Annotated in this window: 14 protein-coding genes; 3 read left to right on the plus strand and 11 right to left on the minus strand. The window is 69.8% G+C overall.

Annotated elements, in window-relative coordinates; all coding sequences use genetic code 11:
- Positions 1-108 precede the first annotated feature (108 nt).
- From GT030_RS18945 to clpS, 8 genes are all read right to left on the minus strand, one after another.
- A complete protein-coding gene (locus GT030_RS18945; protein ID WP_161202109.1) occupies positions 109-552 on the minus strand; it encodes a hypothetical protein in 444 nt (147 codons plus the stop codon).
- A 141-nt stretch (positions 553-693) separates the two neighbouring features.
- Positions 694-2505 carry a S53 family peptidase gene (locus tag GT030_RS18950; RefSeq protein ID WP_161202099.1) on the minus strand — a complete coding sequence of 604 codons (1812 nt, stop codon included), beginning with the start codon at positions 2503-2505 and terminating at the stop codon, positions 694-696.
- A 306-nt stretch (positions 2506-2811) separates the two neighbouring features.
- Positions 2812-3762 (minus strand): cysteine synthase, encoded by a 951-nt coding sequence (locus GT030_RS18955; protein WP_086694343.1) that lies wholly within the window; start codon positions 3760-3762, stop codon positions 2812-2814.
- A gap of 17 nt (positions 3763-3779) precedes the next feature.
- On the minus strand, positions 3780-4058 hold the full coding sequence (locus GT030_RS18960; RefSeq protein WP_086694342.1) for a MoaD/ThiS family protein: 279 nt from the start codon (positions 4056-4058) through the stop codon (positions 3780-3782).
- 162 nt (positions 4059-4220) lie between these two features.
- Positions 4221-4643 carry a M67 family metallopeptidase gene (locus GT030_RS18965; protein ID WP_161202100.1) on the minus strand — a complete coding sequence of 141 codons (423 nt, stop codon included), beginning with the start codon at positions 4641-4643 and terminating at the stop codon, positions 4221-4223.
- A gap of 143 nt (positions 4644-4786) precedes the next feature.
- On the minus strand, positions 4787-6205 hold the full coding sequence (locus GT030_RS18970; RefSeq protein WP_161202101.1) for an amino acid permease: 1419 nt from the start codon (positions 6203-6205) through the stop codon (positions 4787-4789).
- A gap of 336 nt (positions 6206-6541) precedes the next feature.
- Positions 6542-7150 carry a DUF2017 domain-containing protein gene (locus GT030_RS18975; protein WP_161202102.1) on the minus strand — a complete coding sequence of 203 codons (609 nt, stop codon included), beginning with the start codon at positions 7148-7150 and terminating at the stop codon, positions 6542-6544.
- 10 nt (positions 7151-7160) lie between these two features.
- A complete protein-coding gene (clpS, locus tag GT030_RS18980) occupies positions 7161-7478 on the minus strand; it encodes an ATP-dependent Clp protease adapter ClpS (RefSeq protein ID WP_031182609.1) in 318 nt (105 codons plus the stop codon).
- Positions 7479-7535: 57 nt separating this feature from the next.
- Here clpS and GT030_RS18985 point away from each other — a divergent pair, with 57 nt between their 5' ends.
- Entirely contained in the window at positions 7536-8882 is a 1347-nt protein-coding gene (locus GT030_RS18985; RefSeq protein ID WP_161202103.1) for a nicotinate phosphoribosyltransferase, read from the plus strand.
- Between the two features lie 59 nt (positions 8883-8941).
- On the plus strand, positions 8942-9535 hold the full coding sequence (locus GT030_RS18990) for an isochorismatase family protein (RefSeq protein ID WP_161202104.1): 594 nt from the start codon (positions 8942-8944) through the stop codon (positions 9533-9535).
- Positions 9536-9568: 33 nt separating this feature from the next.
- Here the strand turns inward: GT030_RS18990 and GT030_RS18995 are convergent, their stop codons facing one another.
- The 3 genes from GT030_RS18995 to GT030_RS19005 form a co-directional block, all read right to left on the minus strand.
- Positions 9569-9877 carry a hypothetical protein gene (locus GT030_RS18995; protein WP_237522641.1) on the minus strand — a complete coding sequence of 103 codons (309 nt, stop codon included), beginning with the start codon at positions 9875-9877 and terminating at the stop codon, positions 9569-9571.
- A 10-nt stretch (positions 9878-9887) separates the two neighbouring features.
- Positions 9888-10193, minus strand: coding sequence for a hypothetical protein (locus tag GT030_RS19000; protein WP_161202106.1), 306 nt, complete (start codon positions 10191-10193; stop codon positions 9888-9890).
- A gap of 121 nt (positions 10194-10314) precedes the next feature.
- Complete coding sequence (locus GT030_RS19005) at positions 10315-12672, minus strand: immune inhibitor A domain-containing protein (protein ID WP_161202107.1); 2358 nt, start codon at positions 12670-12672, stop codon at positions 10315-10317.
- 371 nt (positions 12673-13043) lie between these two features.
- Between GT030_RS19005 and GT030_RS19010 the strand changes: the two genes are divergently transcribed.
- On the plus strand, positions 13044-13236 hold a 193-nt coding region (locus GT030_RS19010; protein ID WP_161202108.1), incomplete at its 3' end, for a hypothetical protein.

Here is a 13236-nt window from a genome sequence, read left to right on the forward strand (position 1 = left end):
GGCAGACGGGAATTGTCAGACAGGGCCTAGGCGGCGGGACGCGGCCGTGTCCGCCGCCCTTCCGGCGCCTCCCGGCGAGCGCCCGGCGACCGCGTTCCCTCCCCGTGGCTAGCTGATCCGCACGGTGACGCGGAACTCCTGGATGCCCTTGCAGGAGACCCCGCCGGGTGTGGTGGGCCGGGCGCACAGCGGGCGGCTGGAGGTCAGCTGGACGGTGCCGGTGGCGACGGCGCGGTAGGCGGCGGTGGCGTCACCCGGCTGGAGGACGAGCCCGGCGTTGATCGCGGTCAGCGCGTGGCCGCTCGTCCTGACCGGCTGCCAGGGGCGGGACCTGGTGCCGTCCAGGGTGAGCCGCAGCTCGCCGCCCCGCTTGAGGCAAACGGTCTTCCCGGCGGCGGAGGAGGTCAGCCGCGCCTGGTCCGCGCAGCCGCCCGAGCGCGAGGGAACGGCGGACGGCTTGGCCGACGCCGAGGGCGTGGACTCGCCCCCGCAGCCCGCGAGCAGCAGGAGCAGGGCCGTCGCCGCGAGGGCGCGGGACGTCGTACGGCGCATGGGGTCCGCCTCTCCGTCGTGGCCGGTGCCGTTCGGCACCGCTGGTGATGTGACGTACCACCGGCGCGATCGGCTCCCGGGCACCGCGGGTGTCCCGCGCGCGGACGGCTTCCGCGCGCGGGACGGGGGTGCTGGTGTGGTTCAGCTCGTGGTGACGGCGGTGTCGTCCACGACGAAGCTGGTCTGCTGGGAGGAGTCCTCCACGCCGCTGAACTTCACGGTGACCGTCTGGCCCGCGAAGGACGACAGGTCGAAGGTCTTCTGCGCGTACCCGGAGGCGGCGTTGACGTTGGAGTACGTCGCCAGGGTGGTCGAACCGGCGGTCACGGTCAGCTTGTCGTACGCGGTGCTGCCCGTCTCGGCGGTGTCGATGTGCAGGTAGAAGGTGAAGCTGGCCCGGCAGCCGGCGGGGATCGTCACCGGCTGGGAGAGCGTGTCGGTGTGGCTGGAGCCGTAGCCGTCGAGCCACGCCTTGTACGAACCGGCGTGCGCGGCCTCGCCGCTGTCGGTGTTGATGACCCCGCTGCTCGCGGTCCAGGTGGTGTTGCCGGTCTCGAAGCCGGGGTTGCCGAGCAACTGCGCCGAGGTGCAGGTGCCGCCGCCCCCGCCGGAGCCGCCGGAGGTGAAGGCGGCCGTGCCGTTGGGGGTGCCCCAGCCGGTCGGGCCGTCGTACCCGGCGCGCGCGGTGCAGAAGTACGAGGTGGCGCAGGAGCCGTTGCTGCCGCTGGTCACGTCGTTGAGGTTCGCGGTGTGGCTGTAGGGGTACTGCGCCGGGTAGTCCGTGGCGCCCGGAGTGCCCGCGAGGGCGTAGACGCCGGCGATGATCGGGGCGGAGGCGCTGGTGCCGCCGTAGACCGCCCAGCCGGAGCCGCCGTAGGTGTCGTAGACGGCGACGCCGGTGGCCGGGTCGGCGACGGCGGAGACGTCGGCCTCCATGCGCTTGGCGCAGCCGGTGTCGGTCTGCCAGGCGGGCTTCGGGTCGTAGGCGGAGCAGCCGGAGCCGGTGCCCTCGGTGGCGCTGGTGTGCCAGACGGACTCGCTCCAGCCGCGGGAGTTGGACGCGGTGGTGAGCGCGGTACCGCCGACGGCGGTCACGTACTGCGAGGTCGCCGGGTACTCGGCGCCATAGGCGGAGTCACCGGCGGAGACGGTGATGGCGACGCCCGGGTGCTTGAAGTACTGGGTGTCCTCGGTGGTCTGGCCGGACGCCTCGGAGCCGCCCCAGCTGTTGGAGACGAACTTGGCGCCGAGGGAGACGGCCTCGTTCTCGGCGATGCCGAGGTCGGTGTCGTTGGCGGAGCTGGCCTCGACCAGGATGATCTTGCAGTTGGGGCAGACCGCGCTGACCATGTCGAGGTCCAGCGCCTCCTCACCCGCCCAGCCCGTGTCGTTGGTGGGCAGCGAGGTGGCGGAGCCGGTCTGGCTGACCTGCTTGAAGCAGCCGTTGGCCTTGGTGCACGAGGAGAGGCCGTAGGTGGAGCGGTACGTGCCCAGGTCGGCCTCGGCGTTGGGGTCGTTGTAGGCGTCGACCACGGCGACCGTCATGCCGGAACCGCCGGTGGAGGGCAGGCCGTAGGCGCTGTGCAGGTTGGCCGGGGAGAGGCCGGAGGGGGTGGCGGCGGCGACCGCGGAGGCGAGCCGCTGCTTGATGTCGGTGCGGCGCTGGGCGAAGCAGGAGGCCTGGCCGGGGTGGGCGGTGGCGCACAGATGGGTGGTGGGGACCTTCTGGCCGGCCTTGCCCGTGGGGTGGAAGGTCTGCCGGTCCGGGTCGGTCAGCGCCTTGTGGTTCTGGGCGGCGTGCGAGGTGGCGGGGGACGTGGCCGGGGCGGCGGGTCCGGCCGAGGCCGTGGGGGCCGCGGTGAATCCGGCGACGGAGAGGGCGAGGGCGGGGAGGGCGACGGCGAGGAGTCTGGGCAGACTCCGTCTCCGCCCGCCGGTGCGTGTCTCACGCATGGGGAAACTGCCTCCATGGGGGAAGTGGGGTTCTCGCACTGGATTGGCAGGCACGTGACGCGCGTAGCGGCGGCAGAGCGCGGTCATGGGCATGACACTCTCAGGCGCCCGGCATGTCGATGAACGTGACATGACAGATCGCGGGAGGAACGTAGCCCCGGCGTGCGGAGACCCGGCAGTACCGCACGGAAATCTTTGCCCCGCCATAGAAAGCGGTTGGCCCCCTCATAGGAGGGGGCTGACGCGGTCTTGTGAGCTTCCCGGGTTTGACCGGAAGAAGCCTTGCGGGGAGCGGCCGGAGGAGGGTCAGGCCCAGAGCTGGCCGTGCAGCGTCTCGACCGCCTCTTCGGTGGTGGCGGCGGTGTAGACCCCGGTGGAGAGGTACTTCCAGCCGCCGTCGGCGACGACGAAGACGATGTCGGCGCTCTCCCCCGCCTTGACCGCCTTGCGGCCCACCCCGAGCGCCGCGTGCAGCACCGCGCCGGTGGAGACGCCCGCGAAGATGCCCTCCTGCTGGAGCAGCTCACGGGTACGGGCCACCGCGTCCGCCGAACCGACGGAGAACCGGGTGGTGAGCACCGAGGCGTCGTACAGCTCGGGCACGAAGCCCTCGTCGAGGTTGCGCAGGCCGTACACCAGGTCGTCGTAGCGCGGTTCGGCGGCGACGATCTTCACGTCCGGCTTCTGCTCGCGCAGGTAGCGGCCGACGCCCATCAGGGTGCCGGTGGTGCCGAGACCGGCGACGAAGTGGGTGACGGAGGGCAGGTCGGCCAGGATCTCGGGGCCGGTGCCGGCGTAGTGGGCGCCCGCGTTGTCGGGGTTCCCGTACTGGTAGAGCATCACCCAGTCCGGGTGCTCGGCGGCCAGCTCCTTGGCGACCCGGACGGCGGTGTTGGAGCCACCGGCCGCCGGGGACGGGATGATCTCCGCGCCCCACATGCCGAGCAGGTCACGGCGCTCGCGGGAGGTGTTCTCCGGCATCACGCACACCATGCGGTAGCCCTTGAGCTTGGCGGCCATGGCGAGCGAGATACCGGTGTTGCCCGAGGTGGGCTCCAGGATGGTGCAGCCGGGGGTGAGCCGGCCGTCCTTCTCCGCCTGCTCGATCATGTGCAGGGCGGGCCGGTCCTTGACGGAGCCGGTGGGATTGCGGTCCTCCAGCTTGGCCCAGATCCGGACGTCGGGGGACGGCGAGAGCCGCGGCAGGCGCACCAGGGGGGTGTTGCCCACCGCGGCCAGCGGGGAGTCGTAACGCATCGGAGCGCGGCGGCCGATCAGACCATGCCGCCGGCCACGGCCGGCAGGATGGTCACGGTGTCGCCGTCGGACAGCTTGGTCTCGATGCCGTCGACGAAGCGGACGTCCTCGTCGTTCAGGTACACGTTGACGAAGCGGCGCAGCTGGCCGCCGTCCACCACACGCCCCTGGATGCCCGCGTGCCGGGTCTCGAGGTCGGCGAACAGGTCGGCGAGGGTCTCCCCGGTGCCTTCGACCGCCTTCTGGCCGTCGGTGTACTGGCGGAGGATGGTCGGGATACGGACCTCGATGGCCATGGTTGCGGGCTCCTGTTCGAAGGTGTTCGTCGGGGCTGCGGCTCGGTACGTCAGCAGAAGGCGCGCACCACAGTCAGAACCATGGGCTCATCGTATCGATTCCCGGTCCACCGACCGGAATCCTGTCCCGGATGGCGGACGGTAGGCGACCGGGGAGTGGGATCAGTATGCCTCGACGACCTTGACCTCCTCCTCGGAGACCGCTCCGTCCAGGATGCGGAACGAGCGGAACTGGAAGTCGCCGAGGCCGTCGGCGTCCGCCGTGGAGACCAGGACGTAGTGCGCGCCGGGTTCGTTCGCGTAGCCGATGTCGGTCCGGGACGGGTACGCCTCGGTGGCGGTGTGGGAGTGGTAGATGACCACCGGCTCCTCGTCGCGGTCGTCCATCTCCCGGTAGAGCTTCAGCAGGTCCTGGGAGTCGAACTCGTAGAACGTGGGCGAGCGGGCGGCGTTCAGCATCGGGATGAACCGCTCGGGGCGCCCGGTGCCCTCCGGCCCGGCCACCACACCGCACGCCTCGTCGGGGTGGTCCTCGCGGGCGTGGGCGACGATCCGGTCGTACAGGTCCTGGGTGATGGTCAGCATGCGGGCCAGGATAGGGGGACGGGCCGTCCCGTACCGCAGTGCGGTACGGGACGGCCCGCATGGCGGACGCCTTGAGCGGCGGCCGCCGGGGGTGCCACGAGTACTCCCGACGGCCAGGCGTCCTGGATGGTCCCCTGGCGGGTCTAGCCCACCTTCTCCAGCGCCGGCTCGTCACGCTCGCCGCTCTGCGGCGTGCGGGACTTCATGACCTTCCAGCCGATGCCGAGCGCGACGGCCCAGACGGCCATCACGTACAGGCAGACGCGGGAGTCGGCATCGTACGCGATCAGGCCGGTGACGAAGAGCAGGAAGGCGATGGCGATGTACGAGCAGACCGAGCCGCCCGGCGCCGGGAAGGACGAGGCGGGCAGCTTGCCCGCGACGACCGCGCGGCGGTAGAGCACATGGCTGATCAGGATCATCAGCCAGGTCCAGATGCCCGCGGCGGTGGCGACGGAGGTGACGTAGCCGAACGCCTTCTCCGGGACCACGTAGTTCAGCACCACGCCGATGCCCATGAACAGCACCGAGACGGTGATGCCGAGCGCCGGGGTCTTGGTGGAGGACAGCTTGGCGAAGACGCGCGGGGCCTCGCCGTTGTCCGCCAGGGTGCGCAGCATGCGGCCCGTGGAGTACATGCCGGAGTTGCAGGAGGACAGGGCGGCGGTGAGGACGACGAAGTTCACGATGCCCGCGCCGGCCGGGATGCCGATCACCGCGAACGCCTTCACGAACGGGCTGACGCCCGGCGCGAACTCCGTCCACTTGACCACGCAGAGGATGACGGTGAGGGCACCGACGTAGAAGAGGGCGATGCGCCAGGGCAGGGTGTTGATCGCCTTGGGCAGCGTCTTCTCCGGGTCCTCGGACTCGCCGGCGGTGACGCCGACCAGCTCGACCGCGAGGTAGGCGAACATGACGCCCTGGAGGGTCATCAGCGAGGAGCCGATGCCCTTGGGGAAGAAGCCGTCGAACTGGTACAGGTTGGCCACCGAGGCGGTGTCGCCGGCGGCGCTGAAGCCGAAGGTCAGCACGCCGAGGCCGATGACGATCATGCCGATCAGGGCGGTGACCTTGACCATCGAGAACCAGAACTCCAGCTCACCGAAGAGCTTCACGGAGATCAGGTTGACGCCGAACAGGACCACCAGGAAGACCAGCGCCGTGACCCACCGTGGGACGGCCGGGAACCAGTAGTTGACATAGATGGCGGCGGCCGTCAGCTCGGCCATGCCGGTCACGACCCACATCAGCCAGTACGTCCAGCCGGTGAAGTAACCGAAGAAGTCGCCGAGGAATTCACGCGAGTACTCGGCGAACGAGCCCGACACCGGGCGGTAGAGCAGCAGCTCGCCCAGGGCTCGCATGATGAAGAAGATGATCACGCCCGCGAGGGCGTACATGAGGATGAGGCTGGGACCGGCCTTGGCGATGTTCGCCCCGGCTCCCAGGAACAGACCGACTCCGACGGCGCCACCAATGGCGATCATCTGGACCTGCCGGCTGCCGAGCCCTCGCTCGTAACCCTCTTCAGGGGCTTCGGTGACCTTCTCAGAGGCCATGGTGGTGCGCCTTTCTCCATGCCGACCCGCGGCCTTCACTCGGCCTCGGATCGGGTCTCGATCCCCCCGGAACTGATGGAGTGAGCAGGTCATCGACCCGCTCGTGCCTGGCCGGCGGTCGCCGGCTCGGTGGCGCACCCGGCCGGACATGGGTGGTGTCCGCCGGGCGGTCGTGAAGATTTATCACGGCCGCAATATTGAGCAAAGGGGGGCCCTGTGGCGCACCACACAGGAAGAACCGGACAAAGTACGCCCAAATGCGTCAAAAGCGGCCGCAACGGTAACGCGATCGTTATCCGGAGTTGAGCGTCCTCTGAGCGAACGCGTAAGAGACGCTTACGGCATCAGCGTCGAGACGAGGGTCTCCTGGAGGCCGCCGAGCCAGAGGTAGGCCAGCACCATGGGCTTGCGCGGGTCCTGGTCCGGGAGGCGGTACAGCGGGTCCGTGTCCTCCTCGTCGGAGATCTCCAGCCGGGAGCCTATGGCCAGGCGCAGGTCGTTCAGCGCGGAGAGCCACTGCCGGGACCGCTCGGGCGACAGCTTGAGCACCGCCTCGCCCCCCTCGGCCGAGGACGCGAGCTGGTCCAGGGTGCGGATGACCGCGAGCGCGTTCTCCCGCTTGCCGGCCCGGAGGTCGTTCTCGGTGTAGCGGCGGAACTCGGCGGAGTGCGCGCGCCGCTCCTCGGCCTCGGCCAGGTCGGCCGGCTCCTGCTCCGGGTCGGTGTAGGCGTCCGGGAACAGCCGGCGCAGCACCGGGTCGGCCGGCGGCTCGCTGGGGCCCTCGGCGAACAGCTCGGCGAGCGGGTCGCCGCCGGCGTCCTCGGCGGGGCCGGGTCCGATCAGCTCCAGGAGCTGGACGGCCAGCGAGCGGATGATGGAGATCTCGACGTCGTCGAGGGCGACGGTCGCGCCGCCGCCGGGGAGCGGTTCGAAGTGTCCGGGCATGTGTGTCGGTTTACTTCCGGTCCTGCTGGAGGGTGGCCCACAGTCCGTAGCCGTGCATCGCCTGCACGTCGCGCTCCATCTCCTCGCGGCTCCCGCTGGAGACGACCGCCCGGCCCTTGTGGTGGACGTCGAGCATGAGCTCGGTGGCCTTGTCCTTCGAGTAGCCGAAGTACGTCTGGAAGACGTAGGTCACGTAACTCATGAGGTTGACCGGATCATTGTGGACGATCGTGATCCAGGGGACGTCCGGCTCGGGTACGGCGAAGGTCTCCTCCGCCGATTCGGTGCGTTCGATCTCTACGGGCGCGGGTGACGTCACAACAGCCATGCTGCCACGCACCCCAGAAATCGTCACACTGACGAAATGGGAGTACGCTTCATCGTCATGAACACAGCGGACCTTGGGCTGCCGGTCGAAGTCCCGTCGACGGCGCTCTTCACGGACCAGTACGAGCTGACCATGCTGCAAGCCGCCCTGAAGGCCGGGACGGCCGAGCGGCGCAGCGTGTTCGAGGTCTTCACCCGCCGCCTGCCGCACGGCCGCCGCTACGGCGTGGTCGCGGGCACCGGCCGGGTGCTGGACGCGGTGACGAACTTCCGCTTCGACGCGCGGATGCTCGCCTTCCTGGGCGAGCGGGGGATCGTCGACGAGCCGACCCTGAAGTGGCTCGCGGACTACCGCTTCCAGGGCGACATCTGGGGCTACCCGGAGGGCGAGGTGTACTTCCCCGGCTCGCCGCTGCTGCGGGTCGAGGGCAGCTTCGCGGAGTGCGTGCTGCTGGAGACGGTGATCCTCTCCATCCTCAACCACGACTCGGCCATCGCGGCCGCCGCCTCCCGGATGTCCTCCGCCGCGGGCGGGCGGCCGCTGATCGAGATGGGCGCCCGCCGCACCCACGAGCTGGCCGCCGTCGCCGCGGCGCGCGCCGCCTACGTGGGCGGTTTCTCCACCACCTCCGACCTCGCGGCGGGCTTCCGGTACGGCATCCCGACCGTGGGCACCTCCGCGCACGCCTTCACCCTGCTGCACGACCAGGAGCGGGACGCCTTCCGCGCCCAGGTCGACGCGCTCGGCCCGGACACCACCCTGCTGGTGGACACCTACGACGTCGAGGAGGCCGTCCGTACGGCGGTGGAGGTGGCCGGTCCCGGCCTGGGCGCGGTACGGATCGACTCCGGCGACCTGCTGCTGGTCGCGCACCGGGTGCGGCAGCAGCTCGACGAGCTCGGCGCGACGAAGACCCGGATCGTGGTCACCTCCGACCTGGACGAGTACGCCATCGCCTCGCTGGCGGCGGCGCCGGTGGACGCGTACGGGGTGGGCACGCAGCTGGTCACCGGCTCCGGGCATCCGACCTGCTCGATGGTCTACAAGCTGGTCGCCCGTGCCGAGTCCGCCGATCCCGCCGCCGAGCTGGTGCCGGTGGCGAAGAAGTCCAGCGGCGGGAAGACCTCCATCGGCGGCCGCAAGTGGGCGGCGCGGCGGCTGGACAAGTACGGCGTCGCGGAGGCCGAGGTCGTGGGCACCGGGGCGGTGCCGGAGGAGCTGGCCGACCGGCAGTTGCTGGTGGAGCTGGTCAAGGGGGGCGAGGTCGTCGCCCGCGAGCCGCTGGACGCGGCGCGCGAGCGGCACATCGCGGCGCGGGGCAACCTTCCGCTGTCCGCGACGCAGCTCTCGCGCGGGGAGCCCGTCATTCCGACGGAGTACCTGCACCTGCCCTCGGGTAGCTAGTGCGGGAGGCCGGAAGTCTCTAGGCTCGATTCCTTGGACCCCACTCGAAGGACACCACCATGCGCCGCGCCTTGATCGTCGTAGACGTGCAGAACGACTTCTGCGAAGGGGGCAGTCTCGCGGTGGCCGGCGGTGCGGATGTGGCCGCCGCGATCACCGAGCTGATCGGTCAGGCGGCCGGGTCCGGGTACCGGCACGTGGTGGCCACCCGCGATCACCACATCGCGCCGGGCGGTCACTTCGCGGACAACCCGGACTACGTCCACTCCTGGCCCGCGCACTGCGTCGCGGGCACGGAGGGCGTGGGCTTCCACCCCAACTTCGCCCCGGCGGTCGCCTCCGGCGCGGTCGACGCGGTCTTCGACAAGGGTGCGTACTCCGCCGCGTACAGCGGCTTCGAGGGCACGGACGAGAACGGGCAGTCCCTCGCGGACTGGCTCCGGGTGCGGGAGGTGGAAGAGGTCGACGTGGTCGGCATCGCCACGGACCACTGCGTACGGGCCACCGCGCTGGACGCGGCCGCCGAGGGATTCCGCACGCATGTCCTGCTGGACCTGACGGCAGGGGTGGCCCGGCAGACAACGGACAAGGCGCTGGAGTCCCTCCGGGAGGCGGGCGTCCAACTGACCGGCAAGCCGGTGGTCAACGCGTAGTCCAGCCCGGGGGCCCGCCGTGCCCGCACACCGCTAACGGCCGAGAATCTCTCGGGCGAGCACACGGGCCCGCTCCCACCCCTCGTCCTCGGCGAGAGCCGCCACGCTCCAGTGGTCCACCGTGCGGTCGTCGGACATCTCCTCGAAGATCTCGTCGATGGCCCGCAGGCCGGGCACGAGCCCCTCCCCGAGCCGCCAGACGTCGTCGAACATGAGCGCGATCTCATCGGTCCCCACGCCGACCCGCAGCACCCACTCCCGCTGCTCCTCGGCAGAGGCGGCCACCAGCACAAGCGCCTCCCGCACCAGCCTCACCCGCCGAGCGGCATCCCCCTGATCCATCCGGCAGACGCTATCGCTGAACCACCGAGGATCGCAGCGCCCGGATGGGCCGCCACAGCCCCGTGCCCTCGGTCGGCGCCGTGCGCCATATGAGGCCGTCGGGGTGGTGGAGGACGGCGGTCACCTCGTCCGGGGTGGGCGGGGCGGTGTTGCCGCGCAGGAACACGGACCACAGGCCGAGATTCCGCAGCCGGGTCAGGGCCCGCGCACGATTCCCCGCATGGACGAGAACCCGTACCCCGGCGGCGCCGTGCGGCAGGTTCACCGCTACCACGACCGTCCCACCGGGCAGCTTGCAGAATCCTCCTGCGGCCATGCGGTCACATCCCCGTTCAGTCAGGTGTCAATAAGCGATCCACAGGACGCACCTAAACACGATCGGCGGCGACCCGCCAGGGGGTCACCGCCGATACGTCTCTGACCTGCGAAGATGTCGCTTACTTCGCTGCGGGGCCGACTTCCAGCTCGATCGTGGAGCCGTCCTCCGCCTGCTTCTTGATCTTGATCTTGGTGTTGGTGTCAGTGACCTTCACACCACCGGTGGGGTTCGACGGGTCCCAGTACGTGTTGGTGCGGTCGTTGAAGACCGACACCCCGTTCTGCGCCTTGATCTTCGTCGCCTTGCCCGCCTTGTGCAGCGTGATGCCGTCCGTCGGGTCCAGCGAGAACGGCGAGTCGTACGCCTGCATCCGGTTCCGCAGCAGCGTCCCGTCGGACCACTTCAGCGCCTTCGGGTGGGCGTCGACCGGCAGGATCAGACCGGTACCGGGGTGCGCGTCCGCGTTGGTGTTGTTGTCCGCCTGGGAGGTGTCCCACTTCCAGATCAACAGGCCGTCCTGGTACGGGTAGTGCTCCACCCAGTCGGGCCGGTCGGTGCCGGTGAAGCCGAAGTTGTACGGGCCGGTCTTCAGCGTCTTGTCGTACGACACGTACTGGCGGTTCTCCGCGAGGTAGTACTGCGCGTAGTCCTTGGTGAAGGAGGCGCCGATGCGGGAGAACCCGCTCGCGGCCCAAGCGGCGTCAGCCGTCTCGGCGTTGTCGGAGAACAGCGGCGTACCGTCAGCGGTGACCGTGATCTCGTCGGCCGCGAAGCCCTTCAGCGCCACGCCACCGTCGGTCTGGTAGCGGAAGCGGAGCTGGATCTTCTGGCCCGCGTAGGCGTCCAGCGAGTACGACAGCTTCTTGTAGCCGTCCACCGTGCCGGTCAGCGCGGGCTTGTCGGAGCCGTCGCGCGGGATCGGCTGCCCGTCCACCGTGCCGTCCAGGGCGGTCCAGTTGGCGCCGTCCGTGGAGACCTCGGCGTAGAGGTAGTCGTAGCCGGCCTCGATGTCGTACCAGCCGTCCAGGCCCAGCGTGGCCTTGGACTTTCCGGTCAGGTCGACCGAACGGGTCAGCGTGTTCTTGAGGTTGTCACCGCTGCCGCTCCACCACTGGGTCGCGCCCTGGGCCGGGGTGACGATCTCGGTCTTGACCGCCTTGTCCGGCAGCGTGACCAACAGGGCCTGGCGGTACTTGGTGTTGTACTCCGCGAGACCGAGCTTGTGCCAGGAGGAGACGCCCGCCTTGGCGGTGTCGTAGGTCAGCCAGCCGAGCTGGAGCTTGTCCCACGCGTTCATGTCGCCGGGCAGGTCTCCGATGGAGTCCTTGCCGGTGCCGAGCCAGGAACCGGAGGACATCAGGGTCCAGAAACCGGTGGAGTTGTCGCCGCCGGCGGTGTCGTACTCGTCCGGCAGGCCGAGGTCGTGGCCGTACTCGTGGGCGAAGACGCCGAGTCCGCCGTTCTCCGGCTGGATGGTGTAGTCGCCGACCCAGATACCCGTGTCGCCCACCGGAGCGCCGCCGAGCTTGTTGCCGGCCGGGCCGGTCGCGCCCGCGTCCGTGCCGAACGCGTACCAGCGGTGCGCCCAGATGGCGTTCTCGCCCTCGGCGCCGCCGCCCGCGGACTCGTCCTCACCGGCGTGCACGATCTGGAAGTGGTCGACGTAGCCGTCCGGCTCGTTGAAGTCGCCGTCGCCGTCGTAGTCGTAGCGGTCCCACTGGTCGTACTGGGCCAGGTCGGCCTTGATGGCGGCGTCCGTCTTGCCGGCCGCCTTCTGACCGGCGACCCAGGACTTCAGACCGTCGCTGACCACGTTCCAGACGCTGGTGCAGTTGGTCTGGCCGCAGGCGTTGTTGCCGTAACGGGCCTCGTTGTAGGGCACCTTGACCCAGTCCGAGACCTCGCCCTCGACCGAGTAGCGGCCCGAGGACTGCTTCTCGTAGTACTTCTTCAGGGACTCGGTCTTGGCACCGGTGCCGAAGTAGAGGTCCTGGTAGTGCTGCTGGTTGTAGTCCGCCTGCCAGGCCGTGGAGTTGTCCTTCGTGCGGTCCGGCGCGGCGATCTTGTTGTGCAGCGGGCCGGGGGTGCCGCCGAACTTGGGGTCCGTCTGGTCCCCGAACTCCACCAGGATGGTGAAGATCTTGTCGGTCTTCTCCCGGCTCAGCTCGACGTACTTGCTGTCGCCCTTCTTGCTCTTGAGCTGGACGACCTTGGAGCCGTTGCGCTCCTTCGCCGTGGCCTTGCCGGCGATGAGCTGGTTCAGGGCCTCCTGGCGCTGAGCCTCCTGGGTCTTGCTCAGCGGGCCGTCGAGGTCGTGCTCCCGCTGTCCGGCCGGGGCCGGGTCGTGCCGGTTCTCGGCCGCCGGGCGGGCCATCGTGCCGGCCTCGGCCACGGCGAACGTGGCGAAGGTGGCGGACGACGCCGCGAGGGCCACGCCTATCGCTGCGGCTCTGAACGTCCAGGGTCTGCTGGTCACTTGAGATCCTCCCCCGCGCCGCGCGCACGGCAGGAGGGTTCCGGACCTTGGAAGATTCCGTGCGCGCACGATCAACGCGTGTAGTCAAGTGCCGTAATTTGACTAGAGGTTCTCCAGAAAAGACAGACCTTGACTTGAGCAGGACAAGTGCACTATGCGGAGTTGGTGTCCGCTTTACGAACACGTGCTACGGCAGAACGGGCGCGCGCATCACCCCAGTTCGCGTGGGTCATGACTCCGTGCGCCCCCTGTGCACCGCCCCCTGGGGTGAGGCGGGGCTTACCTGGCACAGGACTCGGGCATGCACGCGAATAGAGCCGAAACGGCGCCCCCGCACACCCCCTACCCCGTCTTCCGAGGACACGATTGCCATGCCTCGTCCGACCGTCGCACAGCTCGTCTACGGTTCCTGCACCGTGATCCTCTCCACCGTCGCCATGCTGGCCCTGTCCCAGACCAGTTCGGGCATCGGTGTCGCCGTCATCGCGCTGGCCGCGCTCGCGCTCGGACTGCTGGTCGCCATGACGGTGCCGCTGCCCCGGCCGCGCCCGGCCCGCTCCGCCG

Origin of the sequence: Streptomyces sp. SID1328 (genome assembly GCF_009865595.1) — a bacterium.
GTDB lineage: Bacteria > Actinomycetota > Actinomycetes > Streptomycetales > Streptomycetaceae > Streptomyces > Streptomyces griseoluteus.

Bases quoted from the DNA above. Each gene is read 5' to 3' on its own strand.
- GT030_RS19000 (WP_161202106.1), bottom strand. From the start codon at position 10,193: ATGGCCGCAGGAGGATTCTGCAAGCTGCCCGGTGGGACGGTCGTGGTA.
- GT030_RS18985 (WP_161202103.1), top strand. From the start codon at position 7,536: ATGAACACAGCGGACCTTGGGCTGCCGGTCGAAGTCCCGTCGACGGCG.
- GT030_RS18945 (WP_161202109.1), bottom strand. From the start codon at position 552: ATGCGCCGTACGACGTCCCGCGCCCTCGCGGCGACGGCCCTGCTCCTG.
- clpS (WP_031182609.1), bottom strand. From the start codon at position 7,478: ATGGCTGTTGTGACGTCACCCGCGCCCGTAGAGATCGAACGCACCGAA.
- GT030_RS18990 (WP_161202104.1), top strand. From the start codon at position 8,942: ATGCGCCGCGCCTTGATCGTCGTAGACGTGCAGAACGACTTCTGCGAA.
- GT030_RS18975 (WP_161202102.1), bottom strand. From the start codon at position 7,150: ATGCCCGGACACTTCGAACCGCTCCCCGGCGGCGGCGCGACCGTCGCC.
- GT030_RS18970 (WP_161202101.1), bottom strand. From the start codon at position 6,205: ATGGCCTCTGAGAAGGTCACCGAAGCCCCTGAAGAGGGTTACGAGCGA.
- GT030_RS18960 (WP_086694342.1), bottom strand. From the start codon at position 4,058: ATGGCCATCGAGGTCCGTATCCCGACCATCCTCCGCCAGTACACCGAC.
- GT030_RS18965 (WP_161202100.1), bottom strand. From the start codon at position 4,643: ATGCTGACCATCACCCAGGACCTGTACGACCGGATCGTCGCCCACGCC.
- GT030_RS18950 (WP_161202099.1), bottom strand. From the start codon at position 2,505: ATGCGTGAGACACGCACCGGCGGGCGGAGACGGAGTCTGCCCAGACTC.
- GT030_RS18995 (WP_237522641.1), bottom strand. From the start codon at position 9,877: ATGGATCAGGGGGATGCCGCTCGGCGGGTGAGGCTGGTGCGGGAGGCG.
- GT030_RS18955 (WP_086694343.1), bottom strand. From the start codon at position 3,762: ATGCGTTACGACTCCCCGCTGGCCGCGGTGGGCAACACCCCCCTGGTG.